17 protein-coding genes are annotated in these 20,357 nt (G+C 65.5%); 12 read left to right on the top strand and 5 right to left on the bottom strand.

The genetic code is table 11. The annotated features are described in order from the left end of the window. Positions 1-48 precede the first annotated feature (48 nt). The 6 genes from yidC to AC1DRE_RS19080 all read left to right on the top strand — a co-directional run bounded on the left by yidC (position 49) and on the right by AC1DRE_RS19080 (position 7,575). On the top strand, positions 49-825 hold the full coding sequence (yidC, locus tag AC1DRE_RS19105; protein WP_476986145.1) for a membrane protein insertase YidC: 777 nt from the start codon (positions 49-51) through the stop codon (positions 823-825). A gap of 644 nt (positions 826-1,469) precedes the next feature. Then, positions 1,470-2,675 (top strand): glycosyltransferase family 2 protein, encoded by a 1,206-nt coding sequence (locus tag AC1DRE_RS19100; protein ID WP_476986092.1) that lies wholly within the window; start codon positions 1,470-1,472, stop codon positions 2,673-2,675. Then, complete coding sequence (locus AC1DRE_RS19095) at positions 2,672-4,279, top strand: polysaccharide deacetylase family protein (RefSeq protein WP_476986091.1); 1,608 nt, start codon at positions 2,672-2,674, stop codon at positions 4,277-4,279. The genes AC1DRE_RS19100 and AC1DRE_RS19095 overlap by 4 nt, the downstream gene beginning before the upstream one ends. Positions 4,280-4,343: 64 nt before the next feature. Then, complete coding sequence (locus AC1DRE_RS19090; RefSeq protein ID WP_476986090.1) at positions 4,344-5,204, top strand: LamG domain-containing protein; 861 nt, start codon at positions 4,344-4,346, stop codon at positions 5,202-5,204. A 49-nt stretch (positions 5,205-5,253) separates the two neighbouring features. Continuing rightward, on the top strand, positions 5,254-5,913 hold the full coding sequence (locus AC1DRE_RS19085; RefSeq protein WP_476986089.1) for an SDR family oxidoreductase: 660 nt from the start codon (positions 5,254-5,256) through the stop codon (positions 5,911-5,913). Between the two features lie 90 nt (positions 5,914-6,003). Next, a complete protein-coding gene (locus tag AC1DRE_RS19080) occupies positions 6,004-7,575 on the top strand; it encodes a Na+/H+ antiporter (protein WP_476986088.1) in 1,572 nt (523 codons plus the stop codon). 90 nt (positions 7,576-7,665) lie between these two features. Here the strand turns inward: AC1DRE_RS19080 and AC1DRE_RS19075 are convergent, their stop codons facing one another. Beyond that, entirely contained in the window at positions 7,666-8,868 is a 1,203-nt protein-coding gene (locus AC1DRE_RS19075) for an ROK family transcriptional regulator (protein ID WP_476986087.1), read from the bottom strand. Between the two features lie 236 nt (positions 8,869-9,104). On the opposite strand from AC1DRE_RS19075, the gene AC1DRE_RS19070 reads away from it, so the two are divergent. The 5 genes from AC1DRE_RS19070 (at position 9,105) to AC1DRE_RS19050 (ending at position 15,223) form a co-directional block, all read left to right on the top strand. Next, complete coding sequence (locus tag AC1DRE_RS19070) at positions 9,105-10,394, top strand: ABC transporter substrate-binding protein (protein WP_476986086.1); 1,290 nt, start codon at positions 9,105-9,107, stop codon at positions 10,392-10,394. Between the two features lie 25 nt (positions 10,395-10,419). Continuing rightward, positions 10,420-11,391, top strand: coding sequence for a carbohydrate ABC transporter permease (locus tag AC1DRE_RS19065; protein WP_476986085.1), 972 nt, complete (start codon positions 10,420-10,422; stop codon positions 11,389-11,391). Then, a complete protein-coding gene (locus tag AC1DRE_RS19060; protein WP_476986084.1) occupies positions 11,391-12,305 on the top strand; it encodes a carbohydrate ABC transporter permease in 915 nt (304 codons plus the stop codon). The genes AC1DRE_RS19065 and AC1DRE_RS19060 overlap by 1 nt, the downstream gene beginning before the upstream one ends. A gap of 107 nt (positions 12,306-12,412) precedes the next feature. Continuing rightward, a complete protein-coding gene (locus tag AC1DRE_RS19055; RefSeq protein ID WP_476986083.1) occupies positions 12,413-14,119 on the top strand; it encodes a glycoside hydrolase family 13 protein in 1,707 nt (568 codons plus the stop codon). A 126-nt stretch (positions 14,120-14,245) separates the two neighbouring features. Continuing rightward, entirely contained in the window at positions 14,246-15,223 is a 978-nt protein-coding gene (locus AC1DRE_RS19050; RefSeq protein WP_476986082.1) for an aldo/keto reductase, read from the top strand. An 85-nt stretch (positions 15,224-15,308) separates the two neighbouring features. On the opposite strand, the gene AC1DRE_RS19045 is transcribed toward AC1DRE_RS19050, so the two are convergent. Genes AC1DRE_RS19045 through AC1DRE_RS19030 form a run of 4 tightly spaced genes read right to left on the bottom strand, consistent with a single transcriptional unit; the run spans position 15,309 to position 19,189 of the window. Then, positions 15,309-16,229, bottom strand: a complete 921-nt coding sequence (locus AC1DRE_RS19045) for a TauD/TfdA dioxygenase family protein (protein ID WP_476986081.1) — start codon at positions 16,227-16,229, stop codon at positions 15,309-15,311. Positions 16,230-16,284: 55 nt separating this feature from the next. Beyond that, positions 16,285-17,181: an ABC transporter permease gene (locus AC1DRE_RS19040; protein WP_476986080.1), complete on the bottom strand. Its 897-nt coding sequence runs from the start codon at positions 17,179-17,181 to the stop codon at positions 16,285-16,287. Continuing rightward, a complete protein-coding gene (locus tag AC1DRE_RS19035; RefSeq protein ID WP_476986079.1) occupies positions 17,181-18,074 on the bottom strand; it encodes an ABC transporter ATP-binding protein in 894 nt (297 codons plus the stop codon). The genes AC1DRE_RS19040 and AC1DRE_RS19035 overlap by 1 nt, the downstream gene beginning before the upstream one ends. Further along, positions 18,071-19,189 (bottom strand): ABC transporter substrate-binding protein, encoded by a 1,119-nt coding sequence (locus tag AC1DRE_RS19030; RefSeq protein ID WP_476986078.1) that lies wholly within the window; start codon positions 19,187-19,189, stop codon positions 18,071-18,073. Before AC1DRE_RS19030 ends, AC1DRE_RS19035 begins: the two co-directional genes overlap by 4 nt. Before the next feature lie 315 nt (positions 19,190-19,504). Here AC1DRE_RS19030 and AC1DRE_RS19025 point away from each other — a divergent pair, with 315 nt between their 5' ends. Further along, complete coding sequence (locus AC1DRE_RS19025; RefSeq protein WP_476986077.1) at positions 19,505-20,356, top strand: HpcH/HpaI aldolase/citrate lyase family protein; 852 nt, start codon at positions 19,505-19,507, stop codon at positions 20,354-20,356. Position 20,357: the final 1 nt, after the last annotated feature.

The raw sequence follows: 20,357 nt of genomic DNA, 5'->3' as shown, positions 1-20,357 counted from the left end.
GCTTTGCAGCACCTGGGGGAGGGGATCTCGGTGGACCTTGAATCAATCATGTTTCCGTTCAAGTGGCTGGTGTCAGCCATCATGGTGGGCTTCCACGCCGGGCTGGGCGCCGTTGGCATGCCGGCGGCCGACGGCTGGACGTGGACGCTGTCCATCATCGGGCTGGTGCTGGTCATCCGTGCCGCCCTGATCCCGGTCTTCCTGAAGCAGCTCGACGCCCAGCGCCGGATGCGGCTGCTCCAGCCGGACCTGAAAAAGCTGCAGGAAAAATACCGCGGCAAGACCGACCAGCTCTCCCGCCAGGCCATGGCGCAGGAGCAGATGGCCATGTACAAGAAGCACGGCACCAACCCGTTCTCGGCCTGCCTGCCCATGCTCATCCAAGTGCCGTTCTTCCTTGCCCTGTTCCAGGTGCTCTCCGGCATCAGCACTGCAGCGCACCAGGCCGAAGGCATCGGGGCCATGAGCCACGAGCAGGTGGTGCAGTTCGATGAGTCCACTATTTTCGGCGCCCCGCTGTCCGCGGCACTACTCCATGGCACGCCCCCGGGCGGCAACCCCGTGGCGGTCGCAGTACTGGCCATCGTCATGATCCTCGCCATGACGGCCGCGCAGTTCATGACGCAGAAGCTGATCATGGCCAGAACCATGTCCGACGAGGCCATGGAGACTCCGTTCATGCGCCAGCAGAAGGCCATCCTCTACGTCCTGCCGGTCATCTTCGGCGCGGGCGGCATCGTATTCCCCATCGGCGTCCTGATCTACTGGACCACCACCAACCTCTGGACCCTGGCGCAGCAGTTCTTCGTCAGGCCAGCGGCATAAAGGCAGCTGCCCGCTTTCTGCCGCTGCGGCTGGTTAGGTGATGTGTTCACTCCAAGCAAGTAGTCCACTCGAACGCTTGCTCAAGATTAGGCACGAATCGAGTAGTTACCACTCGCAACCATCGCGCCCGCCCGAACTAGGTTTGACGTGTGAACTAGTCACCGCCAGGTCGCAACGCTTCCGAGTACAGCCACCTTCAACCCGGCATTAAGCGTTCGACGGCGGTTAGGCACGCGGCGGTGTCCGGTTGGGATCCAGCGAACTCCCGCGAAGCCTTAATCAGCCCCGGTCGAGTCAACGGCCGGTACAAGGCTGCCATGAAACACCAGTGTCAGTCTCTGGGGAGCGATTGGTGCCATCGAATATCCAGCGAGCAAGCCAGCCTATGAAGCTGCTTTTGATTGCACATGGTCGCGGGGAGTCGCGGCTACCTGCCTAACGCCTAAACCGGGGGGAACCGGATGAGCACGCAAAAGGAAATGGTGCCGAGGACGAAGCCTGACCGCCGTCACCTTGGCCACCAAACGATCAGCACGGTGCCTTCAAGTCCGCGACCGGACCAGGGCCACCGGGGTGCGCATACGGCGACGTCCCGGCCGTTCAGGGTAGAACGGGGTGCCCTCCTTCTAGGGCTGACAGCCATAGTGGTTGTCATTTGCATTCTGAAGGCCCTGACCCTGTCGAACTTTCAGCAGTCGCCTGTCTGGGCCGTCTACAGCCTTCTCGTGCTGGTCTTCATCTTCGGCCGGTTCGGACTGGCCTGGCGCTATCGTCCCGGCGTTTCCGCCCTTCCCGAGACTGAGCTTCCTTCCGTTGCGATCGTGGTTCCCGCGTACAACGAAGAGAACGGCATCACGGCCACCCTCCATGCGTGCCTCGCCGTTGACTACCCTGCGGACCGGATCCGGGTGGTGGTGGTTGACGACCATTCGACGGACAACACGTTGAGCCGCATCCGCGAAGTCGAGGCCGACTTTCCGTCGCTCGCGGTGCTGGCGGCTGACGTCAATCGTGGCAAGCGCCATGTGATGACGGCCGGCATGCAGGCGGCAGGAGACGCGGACATCCTTGTCTTCATTGACTCCGACTCGCTGATTGAGCCCGGCGCCGTTCGCGCCCTCGTCGCGTACTTCGCTGATCCTTCCGTTGGCGCTGTGTGCGGACACACTGACGTGTCAAACAAGGGGACCAACCTGCTCACCCGGATGCAAGCCATGCAGTACTACATAGCCTTTAGTGTCTATAAGTCCGCGGAGGCCCTTTTCGGCTCAGTTACCTGTTGCTCCGGCTGTTTCTCGGGGTATCGGCGAACAGCCGTGGAACCGATCGCGGACCAATGGATCAGCCAGACCTTTCTCGGCCAGCCCAGCACCTACGGGGATGACAGGAGCCTGACCAACTTCCTCCTTCCCGACTGGAGGATCCTATACGCGCCGAACGCCAAGGCGCAGACGGTGGTCCCGGACCTGTTGCGCCAATTCCTGCGCCAGCAGCTCCGGTGGAAGAAGAGCTGGCTTCGGGAATCGACCCGGGCCGTCCGGATCATGTGGCGCAAGCCTCCGGTCATGGCCCTGTTCTATTACCTCGGCGTGCTGCTGCCCTTCGTCGCCCCGCAGGTAGTGTTCCGGGCGCTCATCGTCTCGCCGTACTTCCTGTTCTCGCCGCCCGTTTGGTACCTCGGCGGGGTTGCGGCCATTGCCGTTTTCTACGGCTTGTATTACCGGCTGAAGACGCACGAGAAGGATTGGTACAAGGGAATATTCTTCACGCTTTTCTACGTGACGCTCCTGGTGGGCCAGCTGCCGTATGCGCTGTTAACCATCCGCGATTCGAAGTGGGGCACCCGATGAGTACCCGCTTTCAGGCACCATCGCGCAAGGAACATTCAGCTTCCCATCGCCGCGGCGACGCGCTCAAGGACCGCCTGGCCACGGCGTCGGTCACTGCGGTGCTTGTTGCCCTCGTCATCGGGTACCTGGCCGGTCCGGCCGCCTGGCAATGGGTGGTCGCGAAGGATCACTATGACCACCTTTCAACCAACCCCAACAGCGTGTTCGACCAGTTCACCAACGTCCCGGCAGGCCCTATCGATTCTTCGCTGGTGGCCCGGCTGAACACGGCGAGCACCAGTCAACAATCCGGACCGATCATCCTCACCTACCACGACATCAGCTACGGCGGCGGCGAGTACACGGTCACACCTGAAGCCTTTGCGGGGCAGATGCAGCTGCTGGCCGACAGCGGATGGCAGACAATAACGGCTGCACAGCTCAGGGAGTGGATCAATGGGAGGCCACTGCCTCCGCATTCCGTTCAGGTCACCTTTGACGACGGAGCCCGGGGCGTCTGGCAGTACGCCGATCCCATTCTTGCCCGGAACAACCAGCATGCCGTCGCGTACATCGTCACGGGCTTTGTCGGGACCCGCGGTCCCTACTACATGACCTGGCCCGAACTCACGAAGCTGCAGCAGAGCGGCCGGTGGGACATCGAGGCCCATACCCACATGGGGCACGTTGAGGTCCCGATTGACGCCGAAGGGCACTCCGGCCCTTTCCTCACCAACCTGCAGTACCTCACCGAGCAACACCGGGTTGAAACTGCCGACGAGTACCGCGCACGGATCACTGCGGACCTCCAGGAGTCCAAGAGCCAGATTGCTGCCCACGGCTTTCCGGAGCCGGAGTTCTTCGCGTACCCGTTTTCGGCGCATTCAAGCCCTCCGGGTACGGACGGTGCACTCCCCAAAGTTGTCGCCTCGTTGTTTAAGGCCGCGATGCTGGACCAGCCACACAGTGCCGTCGCCACAAGTGCCGACAACATGGCGGAGGGAAACCTCGCCCGGATGGACACGACGTCGGATACCTCGCTCGGCGCGTTTGCGGACAAAATCCTGGAAGTCAGTCCCTTGAACCCGCCCGATAGCGTGCCGCTCGGCATGCCCGCTTCCTGGACAACATACGACGAGCAACCCGTGGTGCTCGCCACGCAAGCCGACAGCGGAGTCTCGCTGGACCCGGGACCAGGGGCCTTCATCAGTAGGCTCTTTGCACCGCTCAAAACACGGCTCTGGACGTCCTACACCGTCGAAGCCACGCTCGGCGGCTTCGAGAAGGCCTGGGACGGGACCACGGCAGGCGTGACGGTCCTGACGAAGGATCCCCAACAAATAGAGGTCTCCGTGTCCGCCAACGATTACCGGATCACGCAGGAAAATGACGCCGGCGGCAAGGAGCTCGCCAAGGGTCCGCTTCCGGAGAGCAAGGCCCATGAGCTGAGGGTGGTTGTGTCGCCCGAGGCAGTCGTTGTTTCCATCGACGGCAGCCAGGTCAGCACGACACAATTGCTGCCAGGCGTCGGCCACCACGGCGCGGCCGGAAGCGTCCAGATCACCGGCTACCGGAGGGACGCGGCAAGCCCGGTGCCCCGGATCGACCGGCTGCGGCTCACGTAGGCCGGCTGCAGTCAGCGTTCGCGGTGAAATTCCAAGTGCTTGTGAAACCGGGAGGGGCAGCCTGATGAAGCGGTACAGCCAACGTTCGGCCGCGGCCGCTGCGGGAGTGCTTGCGGTCATTGGCGTCTATTTGCTGATCGTGCTGTTCGCCTGCGGTAGCGGCACCACCGATGCCTACGACGCGGATGTCCTGCGCGACCAGCCAAGGGCATATTGGACCATGGCCAATTCAGCCGGCGGGACCGAGCCGGATCTCTCCGGCGGTAACCACAATGGAAAGTATCTTGGATCGCCGTCGGAAACCACCCTCCCCAACGGCGCGGCCGCGTCGAAGTTCGACGGCCGCGCCCAGTACCTGGAGATCGCAGACGCCGCAGCCCTCAGTCCGGCCACTACCGGTGCCCTCACAGTCGAAGCATGGCTGCGTCCGGACATCCTCCAGTTCAGCCGTGAAGAATCGTCGGGCTACGTGCACTGGCTCGGTAAAGGGGAACCGGAGAAGTACGAATACGTGGCCCGGATGTACTCTGCCGACAACGCCGAAGACCGACCCAACCGGATCTCCGGGTATTTGTTCAACCGCAACGGAGGGCTGGGTGCCGGGTCCTATTTCCAGGACGACATAACGGCCGGCGAGTGGATCCATTACGTCCTTGTCATTAACGCGGCGGCCGGAGGCGGCGAGTATCCGCACGGATACACAAAGATCTTCAGGGACGGTGTCCAGCGCGACCAGGACGACCTGAGCATCAACGGCCGCGTCATCGTTCCCACGCGGGGAGATGCCCCCCTGCGGGTCGGGACCAGCAATCTCGAATCGTTTTTTGAAGGCGGCATCGCCAAGGTTGCCATCTATGACCGGGAACTGACCCCTGCCCAAATCGCCCGGCACTACGAGGCGATGACCGGAAAGAAGCCCGGGTGAGCCGGCCGGCCCGCTGCCGTTCCCAGCTGCGGTGGGACAGAATGGGTCAATGACGCGCATCGCAATCATCGGCGGCCACGGCAAAGTGGCTTTGGAACTGGCCAGAATCCTCGCGGCGGACGGTGAGGACGTCACGTCCTTCTTCCGCAACCCGGACCACACGGAGGACGTCGCGGCGACGGGCGCCACGCCGTCAGTCCTGGACGTTGAACACACGACGACGGCGGAACTCACCGCCGCCCTTCGCGGCCATGACGCCGTCGTGTGGTCCGCCGGTGCCGGCGGCGGCAGCCCCGACCGCACCTATGCGGTGGACCGGGACGCCGCTATCCGTTCGATGGACGCGGCCGCGGAGGCCGGCGTCGGGCGCTACATCATGGTGTCCTACTTCGGTGCGGGACCCGACCACGGAGTTCCCGCCGACAACAGCTTCCACGCCTACGCCGAGGCGAAAGCCGCCGCGGACCAATACCTCCGCGGCACGGACCTGGCCTGGACCATCCTGGGGCCGGGGTCGCTGACGGACGGGCCGGGCAACGGGCTGATCGACGTCAACCCGGCCGACACCTCCGCAGGCACCGCCACATCACGCGCCAACGTGGCCCTCGTGACGGCAGCCGTCCTGGGCTTGCCGGAAACCGCCGGCCGCACCATCGAATTCCGGGACGGCACCCTGCCGGTCGCCGCCGCGCTGGAGCCCGGCAACTAAACGGCGAGTAAGCGCCGGCCCGCACCCGATATCGTGGAGGAGGCGCCTGCGCATCCCCGCGGGCACCTCCACTTCGGGGAAAGTGAGCACATGGACCAGCTGGCACTTATTATCGGGCTCCTGCTTGCCACGGTGGTGGCCGTGGGCCTGGGGGACCGGCTCCGGCTGCCGTATCCGGTGCTCATGCTGATCCTGGCGGCATCGCTGACGTTCATCCCCGGCTTTCCGGAAATGGACATCTCGCCCGAGCTGATCCTGCCCATCTTCCTGCCGCCGCTCCTGTTCGCCACGGCCCAGCGCAGCTCGTGGGCCGTGTTTCGGGTCCGCTGGCGCACGCTGATCATGCTCGCCGTGGCCCTGGTGATCGTGTCCACCGCCGCGGTGGCCGGGGCGGCCTGGCTCATGATCCCGGGAATCGGGATTCCCGCTGCCATCGCGCTGGGCGCCATGGTGGCCCCGCCCGACCCCGTGGCCGTGGAATCCGTGGCCGGCCGGGTGCACATGCCGCGGCGGCTCATCACCGTCCTGCAGAGCGAGGGCCTCTTCAACGACGCCGCCGCGATCGTCATCTTCCAGGCCGCCGTTGCCGCCGCCGTGTCCGGCAGCCGGATAGGGCCCGACGTCGTCCTCAAGTTCCTCGTGGGGGCGGCGGTCGCGGTGCTGGTCGGCATCGCCATGGGCTGGGTCACGGCGCTGATCACGCGGCTCGTGGCGTCCATGGTGGCCCGCAGCGCGGTCACCCTCGTGGTGCCCTTCGCGGCCTACATCCTCGCCGAGGAGGTGCACGCCTCCGGCGTGATCGCCGTCGTCGTCACCGCCCTGGAGATGCAGCGCCACTCGCGGCCCCAGGACGCCGCCGAGCGGGTCACGCGCACGGCCTTCTGGGACGTGGTGGAGCTCCTGGTCACGGGGCTGGCGTTCGGGCTGGTGGGACTGGAAATCCGCCAGGTCATCCACGACGAAGGCACTGAAATCTACGGGATGATCGGAACCGCGGTGGTGGTGTGCATCATTGTGTTCGCCGTCCGGTTCCTGTGGCTCGCCCTCCTGGCGGCCTCGGCACGCAAGCGGGAGAACCTGCTGCAGCCCACGTCGGCCAAGGAGGTCCTGATCCTGACCTGGTGCGGCATGCGGGGCCTTGCGACGCTGGCGCTTGCCCTGGCACTGCCCCTGACCCTGGCGGACGGCACTCCCTTCCCGGCGCGCGACCAGCTGCTGGTCATCGCCTGCGCGGTGCTGCTGGCCACCCTGGTGCTGCCCGGCCTGACGCTGCCCTGGCTGATGAAGGTGCTGAAGGCCACCGGGGACGGCTCGGAGGAACGCGACGCCGCCCGGGTGCTGGCCAAGCGGGCGCAACAGGCTGCCGTCGCCGCCCTCAAGGACAACGACCTCATGAAGGAACTCCCGCCGGAGAAGGTGGCGCTGGTCAAGGAAAAGATGACGCGCCTGCATGCCGAGCTCCTGGACGGAAGCCTGAAGAACGAATCGGTGGGGGAGAAGCGCAAGCGCGGGCGCGAACTGGCCATTGCCGTGCAGACCATTGCGCTCGACGCCGCCCGCCAGGAAGTGGTGGCGGCCCGGAACGAACCGGACATGGACCCGGAAGTCGCGGACCGCGTGCTCCGCCAGCTGGACCTGCGCACCATGATCATGCCGGAGTAGACCGGAGTAGATCAGCGCGAACGAACAGTTGAGGCCCAGGATTTCGGGCCTCAAGTGTCCGTTCGCGCTCATCACTCCCGGCGAAGATGCCTAGGCCGGGGCCGCGAGCTCCAGGTCCAGGGTGTTTTTCTCGACGTAGTCCAGGGCGCACCGGACGGCACCCACGGTCACGATCGAGTCGCCGAGAGGGGAAACCGCCACTGCCGGGGGAGTGGCGGTGAACTCCGCCAGCCGCTTGGCGATCGGTTCGAGCAGCACGCCTGCCGAGTTTGCCACCGCGCCGCCGATGACCACCAGCTCGGGGTTGATCATGGTGGCCACGGCACCGATGACCCTGGCCATCCTGTCTGCCAGCCGGTCGAGGATGCCCAGGGCAACGGCGTCTCCGGCGGCGGCAGCGGCAAAAACGTGCTCCGCCTCGACGCCTGTGCCGGAGTGCTCACGAAGTGAGGTTTTGGCCTTGCCGGCAAGGGCGTCTGCGGCCCAACCCCGCGCCAGGGATGCGATGCCGAAGGTGTCTCCCACGCCTTCCACCATGTCGAGGAAGGCGAGCTCGCCGGCACCGCCGCCGCGTCCGTGCAGCAGCCGCCCGCCGTCGATCACTCCCGAACCCAGGCGTTCACTGGCAAGGATGACCACGACGTCGTCCACGCCGGCGGCCGCCCCGCGCCAGCGGTCGCCCAGGGCGGCGAGGTTGGCGTCGTTTTCCAGCAGTACGGTCCACCCGCGCCTTTCCAGCAGCGCCGCCTTCAGGCCGACGTCGAACAGCCCCCAGAAGTGCTGGGTCACCAGCACGTCGCCGTTGCGGTCCACCGGGGCCGCGATGCCGGCGCAGACGGCGAGCACGGAGTCAGGGGATGCCCCCACGCCGTGCAGGGCCATCATGGCGGTCCGGTCAATGACGGCGATCCGTTCCTCGGCCGAAATTTCGGCACCGGCGAACGGCTGGGTGGACCGGCCCAGGGCCTTGCCGCGGAGGTCGGACACCACCACGGTGGCCTTGGAGATGCCCACGTCCATGCCCAGTACGTAGCCGGCGCGCTCGTTGAGTTCGAACCGCCGCGCCGGCCGGCCTTTCTGGTAGCCGCCGAACGCGCGCTGATTTTCCAGCTCCCTGATCCAGCCGCGCTCCATGAGGTCCTCACACACGGAAATTGCGGTAGCCCGGGTGAGTCCGGTGGCCTCCATGACTTCCGTGACCGTCACCGCCTGCGAGGCGCGCATGAATTCCAGCACTGCTCCGGCGCTCACGCGCCGCAACAGCTGGGGCGTTGCCGCAGTCATTTCAGACATGGTGTTGACCTCTCTGTGCTTTGCACCACATAATACTTGAGGAACTAAATTTAGATTCCAAATAAACTTAGACCATGTGGACCGGACGGCCGCCGACCACTGGCTTGACTTCCAGCCCTTCACTCAGCCTTTTGCAAAGGAGCAACTGTGAACCGCATCCTGAAGCACTGCCCGCCCGGACCCCGGCACCAGCGCCGCCACTCCCGCACGTCAGCCCCCGCCCTGTGAACGCCGCCGTGCCCGCATCACTGCTGAGCAGGCGTTCGCTGCTCCGGGCCGCTGGCCTGGCCGGGGCCGCAGCCATGATTCCCCTAACCGGCTGCGCGTCGCCGTCCGGCCCGCAGAACGGCGTCACCACCCTGCGCTTCATGCAGAACAAGCCCGAGGTGGTGGCCTACTTCAACCAGGTCATCAAGGACTTCGAGGCGCTGAACCCGGACATCCGCGTGGTCCAGGACTTCAATGAGGGCAACTTCGTTCCCGGGCTGGTCCGCAACAATCCGCCGGACGTGGTGACCCGCGGCTTTGCGCAGGCCACCGCCGATTTCGTCCGCAAAGGCATCTTCGCCGACCTCTCGGACCTGCCCGTGGCCGCCGGTATCGACCCGAAGATGCAGGAGCTCATCAGCTCCTGGGGCCAGTACAACGGCACCGAGGTCAGTGCGCTGCCGTTCTCCCTGGCCGCGGCCGGGGTCATCTACAACCGCGACATCTTCGAAGCGCAGGGTGTCTCCGTCCCCACCACGTGGAGCGGGTTCGTCGCGGCCTGCGAAACCTTCAAGGCCGCCGGCATCGCCCCGATCTACGGAACATACAAAGACACGTGGACCCTCGCCCAGGGCATGTTCGACTATGTGGCCGGCGGCTCGCTGGACGTTGCGGACTTCTTCACCAGGATCAATGCGAGGGGTGCCCGCATCAGCAAGGACGCGGCCGAGTCATTCTCCAACAACTTCGGCCCGGCGCTGCCCAAGATGCTGCAGCTCGCGTCGTACGCCCAGAACGGCGCCGCCAGCAAGAACTACGCCGACGGCAACGCGGCGTTCGCCAAAGGCCAGGCGGCGATGTACCTGCAGGGCCCGTGGGCGCTGTCCCAGCTCGTTTCGGCCAACAAGAACATCAGGCTCGGGAGCTTCCCGCTGCCGGTCACGGACAACCCCGAGGAAACCAAAGCCCGGGTGAACGTGGACATGGCCCTCTCCATCACCCGCAACACGCCAAACATGGCCGCGGCGCAGCGGTTCGTCAACTACCTGCTGGAGCCGTCCGTGGTGAACACGTTCAACGAAAAGAACGCAGCCTTCTCACCCCTCAAGGACGCTCCCGCCGTCAGCAACCCGCAGATCAGCGGACTGGGCGAGTCGGTCAAGGAAGCGCGCTACTACCAGGGCGCCGCGACCTACTTCCCGCCGTCGGTGCCCCTGAACAACTACATCCAGTCCTTCGTGTACGGCAAGAACGGCGAGCAGTTCCTTTCAGCGCTCGACGACGAATGGCGCCGCGTTGCCGAGCGCACCGCAGTCTGATCCCACCCCGACTCCAGGAGTTCACATGACTACAACTTCCCGGGTGGCCCAGACAGCCCGTCCCGCAGAAGGCAAGACGCCCGCCTCAGCCGCCACAGCCGCCTCAGCCTCCACAGGCACCGGAGCATTCCGGTCCAGGAGCAAGATCGACCCCACGTACTACTGGATGGTGGTGCCTGTACTGGCACTGTTCGCCTTCTTCATCACCCTGCCGGCACTCGTGGGCGTTTTCTTCAGCCTCACGAACTACGCCGGCTACGGCGACTGGAAGTTCATCGGGCTGATGAACTACGTCAACATCTTCAAGGACCCGGCAGTACTGCAGTCCTACATCTTCACCTTCGTGTTCGCCCTGACCACCACCGTGGTGGTCAACGTCGTGGCGCTCGCCATTGCACTGGGCCTGAACGCCAAAATCAAATGGCGCACCGGCATCCGCACCGTCTTCTTCATCCCCATGGTGCTGTCCGCGCTCATCGTCTCCTTCGTGTTCAACTACCTTTTCTCCAACACGCTTCCGGTGCTGGCGGAGCGGTTCGGCATGACCCCGCTCGCCACCAGCATCCTCGCCAATGAGAACCTGGCCTGGATCGCCATCGTGGTGGTCACTGTCTGGCAGGCGGCGCCCGGCGCCACCATCATCTACCTGGCAGGACTCCAGAGCGTCCCTTCCGAGGTCTATGAAGCCGCGGACCTGGACGGTGCCGGCAGTTTCCGCCAGTTCCTCAGCCTGACGCTGCCGCTGATCCTGGGCTACCTGGTGATCAACGTGATCCTCGGGTTCAAGGGCTTCCTGGGGACCTACGAAATCATCGTGGGCCTCACCGGCGGAGGTCCCGGCATGGCGACGCAGTCCGTGGCCATGCGCATCTTCTCCGGCTTCACGGGCGGCGACTACTCCTACCAGATGGCCAACGCCGTCATCTACTTCCTGATCACCCTGCTGATCTCCGTCATCCAACTGCGCCTCATCCAGCGCCGGGGGGTTTCACTCTAATGACCATTTCCACACGCCCCGAGACCATCACCGGAGCCGCAGCGCCCGCCGGCGTCACGCAGGTCTTCCGCAAGAACCGCAAGTCCAACCGCGAGGGCTTCAAGGTCAACTGGTGGCTCACCGCCCTGATGCTGGTGGCCTCGCTGACCGTCCTGCTGCCGCTGTACTTCACTGTGGCCATGGCACTGAAGTCCCCGGACCAGATCGGAACCGGCACGGGCCTCGCCTGGCCCAACCCGATGAACTGGGAAAACTTTGCCGCCGCCTACGTGGCCACCAACTTCCCGCGGGCCTTCATGTCCACCGCGTTTGTGACCGTGCTGAGCGTCCTCGGCTCCCTGGCCTGCAGTTCCCTGGTGGCCTACGCCATTGCCCGGAACTGGAACCACAGGTTCTTCCGGGGCTCGTTCGTCTACCTGCTCTCGGCAATGTTCATTCCGTTCCCGGTGATCATCCTGCCGCTGATCAAGCAGACGGCGCTCCTTGGCCTGGACAACCCGGCCGGTGTCGTGTTCCTGCACGTACTCGGCGGAATCTCGTTCAACACGCTGCTGTACATTGCCTTCGTACGCTCCATTCCCGTGGAGCTGGAAGAGTCGGCACGCATGGACGGTGCCACCACGTGGCAGGTGTTCCGCAGGATCATCTTCCCGCTGCTGGCTCCCATGAACGCCACCGTGGGGATCTTCGCCTTCCTCGGCTCCTGGAATGACTTCCTGCTGCCGCAGATGATGATCGCGGACCCTGCGCTGCAGACCCTCCCCGTGGTGCAGATGCTCTTCCAGGGCGAATTCAACACCAACTACAGCCTCGCCTTCGCGTCGTACCTGATGGCCATGGCGCCCACGCTGGTGGTTTACATCCTCGCGCAACGTTGGGTACTGTCCGGAGTCATGCGCGGTGCAGTGAAGTAACCGAAGTAACCGGCGACGCAGCCAGTGAAACAGGCGCAGGCCATCCGGACGCGCCCATCCATTTTCCCTTTACCAAAAACAACCAACCCAAGAAAAGGAAATCTCTTTTGTCCACCACCGCCACTCTGGCAACCCTGTCCGATTCAAACCTCGCAGCCGATCCCAACTGGTGGCGCCAGGCCTCCGTTTACCAGATCTATCCGCGCAGCTTCTCGGATTCGAACGGTGACGGCCTGGGCGACATCAAAGGCATCACGGCCAAGGTGCCGTACCTGAAGGAACTGGGGATCGATGCCGTCTGGCTCAGCCCGTTCTACCCCTCCGCGCTCGCCGACGGCGGCTACGACGTCGACGATTACCGCAACGTGGACCCCAAACTGGGCACCCTGGAGGACTTCGCCGAAATGTCCGCTGCGCTCCACGACGCCGGCATCAGGCTCATCGCGGACATCGTCCCCAACCACTCCTCCGACCGGCACGAATGGTTCAAGGAGGCCCTCGCCGCACCGAAGGGCTCCGCTGCCCGCGAGCGCTACATCTTCCGTGACGGACTCGGCGAAAACGGCGAGCTGCCGCCGTCGGACTGGGACTCCGTCTTCGGCGGTCCCGCCTGGGAGCGCATCACCGAACCGGACGGGACCCCCGGCCAGTGGTACATGCACATCTTCGCCAAGGAACAGCCGGACCTGAACTGGTCCAACCGCGAGGTCCGCGACGACTTCCTGAAGACACTGCGCTTCTGGTCCGACCGCGGCGTGGACGGCTTCCGCGTGGACGTGGCGCACGCCCTGACCAAGGACCTCACCGAGCCGCTGCTCTCCAAGGCCGAACTCACCGAGGCCAACACCGGCACCGACGGTTTCCCGGACGGCTCACACCCGTACTGGGACCGCGACGAAGTCCACGAGATCTACGCCGAATGGCGTGAGGTGTTCAACGAATACAATCCGCCGCGCACCGCCGTCGCCGAAGCCTGGGTGCACGCCACCCGCCGCGCCCGCTATGCCAGCCCGCAGGGGCTGGGCCAGGCCTTCAACTTCGACCTTCTGCAGGCCGATTTTGACGCCGGGGAGTTCCTGGAAATCATCACCCGGAACCTCGCCGAAGCAACGGCAACCGGGGCGTCCTCCACCTGGGTCTTCTCCAACCACGACGTCGTCCGGCACGCCACTCGCTACGGCCTGCCGAAGGGTGGCGGAGTCCACGCCAAGGGCCAGGACGGGAAGGGCTGGCTGCTGGCCGGTGCCCCCGCCGAGGAACTGGACGTTGAACTCGGCCTGCGCCGTGCGCGCGCGGCCAGCCAGCTGATGCTGGCCCTCCCGGGCTCGGCCTACCTGTACCAGGGCGAGGAACTCGGCCTGCAGGAAGTCGGCCAGATCCCCGACGCCGAGCGCCAGGACCCGTCCTTCTTCCGCAACAAGGGCGTGGAGATCGGCCGCGACGGCTGCCGCGTGCCGCTGCCGTGGGCCGCCGAGGGCGCCTCATTCGGTTTCGGCGCCGGGGACGCCCACCTGCCCCAGCCTGAATGGTTTAGCCGCTACGCAGTGGACGCCCAAGACGGCGTGGAAGGCTCCACCCTGGAGCTCTACCGCAAGGCGCTGAAGCTGCGCCGCGAGCTGCAGGCCGCGGAAGAGCTGGAATGGGTGGAAACCGGCAACTCCCAGGTGCTGCAGTTCAGCCGGCCCGGCGGCTGGCAGTCCGTGACCAACTTCGGTGCGGAGCCGGTGGAGCTCCCGGCAGGTGAGGTCCTGCTCAGTAGCGGCCCGCTGGAAGCCGGCAAACTTCCCGCCAACACCACGGTCTGGCTGCGCTAAGGCCGGTGCCAAGCAGCATCTAGCTTTACCGTGAAATCCGTCCCGGTGGCGGTGCCCGGGCAGGGCACCGCCACCGGGGCTTTTTTGCCGCTGGGCCTTGGCCGGATCAAGTGAAAGAGTGACGACATGACCAAAAATGCTGCAAGCCAGGAACTGAGCCGTCAACAGGAACTGATCTATGGCTGCATGGGGCTGGGCGGCAGCTGGTCCGCCGAGCCGTACGCGTCGGAGCACGTGGGCCAGGCCGCCGCCGCGATCGACGCCGCGCTGGATTCCGGCATCACGCTGTTCGACCACGCTGACATTTACCGCGGCGGCAAGTCGGAGGCCGTCTTCGGTGAGGTCCTTGCGATTACGCCGGGCCTGCGGGAACGGATCCGGCTCCAGACCAAGTGCGGCATCCGGCTCAACGAGCAGGGGCTCGAGACGCATTACGACCTGAGCCGCGACGGCATCCTCGAACGGGTAAACGGCAGCCTTAAGCGGCTGAAGACCGAGTACGTGGATGTTCTTATGCTCCACCGCCCCGACCCGCTGGCGGACCCCGCTGAGGTGGCGTCCGCCGTCGGGCAGTTGATGCAGGAAGGCAAGGTGCGCCAGGTCGGTGTGTCCAACATGTCCGCCCCGCAGATCGAGGTGCTGCAGGACCACCTGGAAACACCCGTGGTAGCCAACCAGCTGGAAATGAGCCTGCTGAAACGGGCCTGGTTGGAAAGCGCCGTGCTGGTCAACCACGCCGAGGGATTGGACCACAGCTTCCCGCACGGCACTGTCGAGTTCTGCGGCCGGCAGGGGATCACCCTGCAGGCCTATGGGGCGCTGGCACGGGGCCACTACACCGGCGCCCCGCCGGAAAGCCCGACGCCGGCGGAGGCAGCCACAGCAGCGCTCGTCGCTGAGATGGCGAAGGCCATGGGAACCACCAGGGAAGCCATCCTCCTCGGCTGGCTCATGCGGCACCCGGCCGGAATCGCTCCGGTGATCGGCTCGGCCAACCCCGACCGGATCCGGGCCTGTGCCGGAGCTGCCCGTGTTGCCGCATCCATGACCCGGGCCGAGTGGTACCGGCTGTGGGTGACGGCCCGGGGGAGCAACATCCCCTAAGTCCCCGCTCAGCCCAACTAGGTCGCAGTAGATGTCGTTATGAGCCCTCAAAACGACATTAACTGCGACCTAGTTGGGTGGGGGCCTAGAGCGGCGCCACCACCGAGTACGTGGACGAGTCGCCCTGCAGGGCCTGGCTCGGCTTGCCGTCCACGCCCACGGGGATGTCGCCGGCAATGGTCACGCGGTTGAGCTTGCGCGGCTGGCCGTCGTAGTTGTCCGGGGCGTAGTGCTGGGTGATGCGGTTGTCGAAGAGCACCAGCTGGTTCGGCTCCCAGTTCACCCGCACCACGTTCTCGGGGCGCGTGACGTAGGCCTGCAGCAGCCGGATGATGTCCTTCGACTCGGTGTTGGACAGCCCCACGATCCGCAGCCGCTGCGCGAAGCCCCCAATGAACAATCCGCGCTCGCCGGTCAGCGGGTGGACCCGGACCACCGGGTGGGCTGTCTCGAACTTCAGCCGGGTGAACTCCTTGCGGCGTTCCTCCGCGTTCTGGTGCTCCAGGTTCTTGGGCACCGAGTAGTCGTAGTCGTTTGTGTGGATGGCCCACAGGGTGTCCGCGAAGTTCCGCAGTTCCGCCGGAAGGTCGGCGTATGCCCCGGCCGAGGACGCGATCAGGGTTTCCCCGCCGTACGCCGGCAGGTCGATGCTGCGCAGCGTGGATGCCTGCGGCGGGTTCACCACGAAGGTGACGTCCGTGTGCCAGTTGTTGGCGGAGCCGTTTTCGCTGTCCACCGGCAGGACGTTTTCTTCGCCCTCAACCGAGGCCACAGTGGGGTGCGCCTTGGTGAGCGGCCCGAAGTGGCTGGCGAACTTCACCTGCTCCTCGTCCGTGCGGATGTTGGCCTCGCGGAACACCAGGGCTTTGTGCTCGTTCAGGGCCTCGCGGATCCGGGCCACGGTGTCCGGGGAGAGGTCCCCGCTGAGGTCCAGGCCGCGGATTTCAGCCCCGACGCGGGAGCCCAGTTTGGCGAAGTCGAGCTTGGTTTCGGTGATGGTGGTCATTGCTTTTTCCTTACTGGTTGATGGTGCGGACAGGCTGTTGGTGCTGGTGAAGCGGTCAGTTGCCGGCGCCGACGGCGGTGCGCCAGCGGGAGAAGTGCCGTTCCAGGGCGACGAGGAGGACATTCACCGCCAGCCCCAGGATGGAGACGGTGAGGATGCCGGCGTACATGTCCGGGATGAGGAAGCTCATCTGCGAATTGACGATCAGGTAGCCCAGCCCGGCCTTGGCCCCCACCATTTCGGCGGCGATGAGCACCAGGATGGAGGATGTGCCGGCCATCCGGATGCCCGTGAAAATTGTCGGGACAGCCGAGGGCAGGATGACCTTCTGGAAGAGCCGGAAGCTGTTCAGCCCCAGCGACCTCGCGGCCCGGATCAGCAGCGGATCCACGGTCCGGACGCCGGCAATGGTGTTCAGGAGCACCGGGAAGAACGCCGCGTAGGCCACGATGGTGATCTTCGATTCCTCGCCGATGCCCAGCAGCAGCGTGAACACGGGCAGCAGGGCCAGCGTGGCCGTATTACGGAACAGCTCCAGCAGCGGGTTCAGGAATGAGCTCAGCCACCCGTACCAGGCGATCAGCAGCCCCAGCACCACGGCGGACACCACGGCGATGCTGAACCCGGAGACGGAACGGGTGAGGCTTGCCTGCAGGTGGTTCTGCAGCTGCCCGGTCTCCAGCAGCTTCGCGCCGGCCGCGATGACCTCGTGCAGCGGCGGCAGGAACACCCGGGTGGACGGGCTGGCCAGGTACGTCGGGCCGAGTTCCCACAACGCAAGGAACAGCAGCACGGCGAGGGATTTCCAGCCGGCCCGTCCGGCGAGCCCGGCCAGGGCAGCGACCCTGCCCGCCGCCGTCGGACGCTGTCCGCTTTCGGGACCGGAACCGGTCTGGCGGGAAGGTTCGACGGCGGCAGCCGCCTCTGGCGGGCGGGTCAACACAGCGCTCATCAGGCAGCGCTCCTTTCATTGGGTTGTTCGTCGGGGGCCGTGCCGTCTGGGAGGATCTTGCGGTGTCCGGAGCCCTGGGCGAGCCGGACCTCGTCGTGCAGCAGGGACCAGACCTCGTGTCGGTGTTCCACGAACGCTGGATGGGATCGGATGTCGTCCTCGCCGTCGCGGTCCGGGATGTTGATGTCCACGATTTCCTTGAGCCGGCCGGGGCGGGCGCTGAGCACGGCCACGCGCTGGCCCAGGTACACGGCCTCGTCGATTCCGTGGGTAATGAAGACGATGGTCTTGCCCGTTGCCTTCCAGATCCGCAGCAGCTCGTCCTGGAGCTGCTCGCGGGTCTGCGCGTCCAGGGCGGCAAACGGTTCGTCCATCAGCAGGATGTCCGGCTCATAGGCGAGGCTTCTGGCGATGGCCACGCGCTGCTTCATACCGCCGGACAGTTCGTGCGGATAGCGGTCCTCGAACCCCGCCAGCCCGACCAGGTCGAGGAATTCGCTGGCTTTGGCGGCCCGTTCCTTCCGCGAAAGGCCGGAGTTCTCCAGCCCGATGGAGACGTTGGCCGATGCTGTCCGCCAGGGGAAGAGCGCGTACTGCTGGAAGACGACGGCGCGGTCCTGGCCCGGACCGGTCACTTCCTTGCCGTCCACCAGGACGCTTCCCGAGCTGGGCCGGGAGAGGCCGGCCAGCAGGTCCAGCAGCGTGGTCTTACCGGAGCCGCTGGGCCCCACAAGCGTGAGGAACTCTCCGGCCGCGACGTCCAGGCTGAGGTCATCCAGGGCCGTCAGCACGGACGGGCCGGCCTGGTTCCGGCTACGCTGTTTCCCGCTGCTCTTGACTTGGCGCACCGCGAATTCCTTGGTGACGTTCCGGAGGCTGATCTTCGGCGTCATGGCTGTCCTTTCGTGTTGCTGGTGGTGGCGCCGGGGCTGGCTGTGCCGGAAGCCGCACCGGTGCCGGCTGCCAGGCCGTTGAACTCGTTGGTGTAGAGCTTCTTCGGGTCCAGTTCGCCTTGGACGATCCCGGTGTCCTTGAGCCACTTGCCCCAGCGGGTGAAGTCCTCATCCTTGATCTCGCCCTTGGCCGGAACGCCCACGCTCTTCCAGTACTGCAGGGCAGCCGGGTTCTCGTTGCGCCCGCGTTCCTGCAGGATCTTGGTGAAACGGGCGATCACTTCCTCCCGCGGTGTGGTCCGCTCCCACTCGATGGCCTTGGCCACTCCGGTGGTGAAGGTCCGGGTGGTGTTGGGGTTCTTGGCGATGAAGTCGGTGCGCAGCACGTAAGGGCCGCCGGCGAAGGTGCCGAACAGTTCGGCGTCGCTGAACACCGAGCGCAGTCCGCCGTTGGCGATTGCCTTGTCCTGCAGGACGCCGCCCAGTGAACCGGCGTCCACCTGGCCGCGGCGGATGGCTTCCTCGGTGTCGTTGGGCGGCACCACCACCAGCTGGACCTGCTTGATTTCCTCGGCGCTGAGGCCGTTCTTCTGCAGGTACGTGTTGATGACGGCGTCGGAGTGCGCACCCAGCGTGTTCACGGCGATTTTCTTGCCGATGAAGTCCCGGGCGGTGCGGATGGGGCTGTCTTCCTTGACGTAGAAGCCGTTGAACGTCTTCTCGTCCTCGCCGTAGTAGTTGATGACGGCTTTCACCGGGGCGCCGGCTTCCACAAGTTTCACCACCGCTCCGGCGAAGGCACCCCCGAAGTCGGTCTGGCCGGTGGCTGCCGACTGGATGTCCTGCGGGCCGCTGATGGTGTTGCCCACCCAGTTGAGCTTGACGTCGCCGAGGTAGCCGAGGTCCTGGGCCAGCTCGGGAAGAGTGACGGAGTTGGCCCAGCCCTGGTAGCGGAGCTCCTTCACCTCGGTGGCGCCAGCGGCACCTGCGCCGGCTGTACCGCCGGCTGTACCGCCGGCCGAGCTTGTGCCGTTGGCAGTCCCGCCGCAGCCCGACACCGTCATCGCGATGACGACGGCGGCCGCGGCACTCATGATGGTCAGGTGTCGTTTCATTCGGGTTCCTTTGTGAAGCATTGGGGGAGAGGTCGTGGTGTGATGCAGCGGGGTTGTTTGCCTGCCGCTTGAACGATGTAAGCGCACCTTTCCGGCCAAAAAAAGCGTTGCTGTCACGCCGGGAAACCCGCGGAAATGAGCGGAAACAGGAGGAAACGGCGGGTCACAAGACGCCCTGTTTCGCCCGGTAACGGGCCGTGAAGGAGTTTGACGCGCAGGCAACAGCGGATTTTGGTCGTATTGTTCGCGGTATTGTTCCAAGGGCGGCAGGCTGTTACTTAGCGTTGGAGGGGTCCGGGCGGATACGGTAGGAGTATGACCACCTCTACCTCCGCCGCCGTCGACACCGTACGGCCCGAACGAAACATCCCCGCCGAAATTGCCCGTTCGTGGCTTTTGGTGAACGCAATGAAGCCTGAGCTTTTTGACGTCTCGGCTGTGTCGCGCGCGGACTCGATCATCCTGGACATCGAAGATGCCGTGGACCCCTCGCAGAAGGACACTGCCCGCGAGAACGTCGTCAACTGGCTGACTGCCGGCGGCCAGGCCTGGGTGCGCATCAACGACGCCACCAGCCCGTTCTGGGCCGCAGACCTCGCCGGCCTGCGCGGCACCCCCGGACTGCTCGGCGTCATGCTGGCCAAGACCGAGTCCGCGGACCAGGTCACCGAGTCCTTCCACCGGATGGACGGCAAGACCCCCGTGATTCCGCTGGTGGAATCCGCCGTCGGCATCGAGGAAGCCAACAACATCGCCAAGGCCCAGGGCGCCTTCCGCCTGGCGTTCGGTTCCGGCGACTTCCGCCGCGACACCGGCATGGCSGCCACWCCCGAGGCCATGGCGTACCCGCGCGCGAAGCTGGTTGTTGCCAGCCGCGTGGGMAACCTCCCGGGCCCCATCGACGGCCCCACGGTGGGAACCAACCACCCCATCCTGCGCGAGCAGACCGGCATCACCGTGATGATGGGCATGACCGGCAAGCTGTGCCTGGCCATCGACCAGACCAACGTCATCAACGAGGTCATCAGCCCCACGCCGTCCGACGTCGCGTGGGCCACGGACTTCATGGCCGACTTCGAAGCCAACGGCCGCGTCATCCGCGACGGCTCCGACCTGCCCCGCCTGGGCCGCGCCGAAAAGATCATGAAACTCGCCGTAGCGCCGTAGC

Source organism: Arthrobacter sp. P4_H3, from assembly GCF_056400885.1.
The sequence above is the reverse complement of the archived record's forward strand: the minus strand, read 5'-3'. Positions and strand labels throughout refer to the sequence as shown.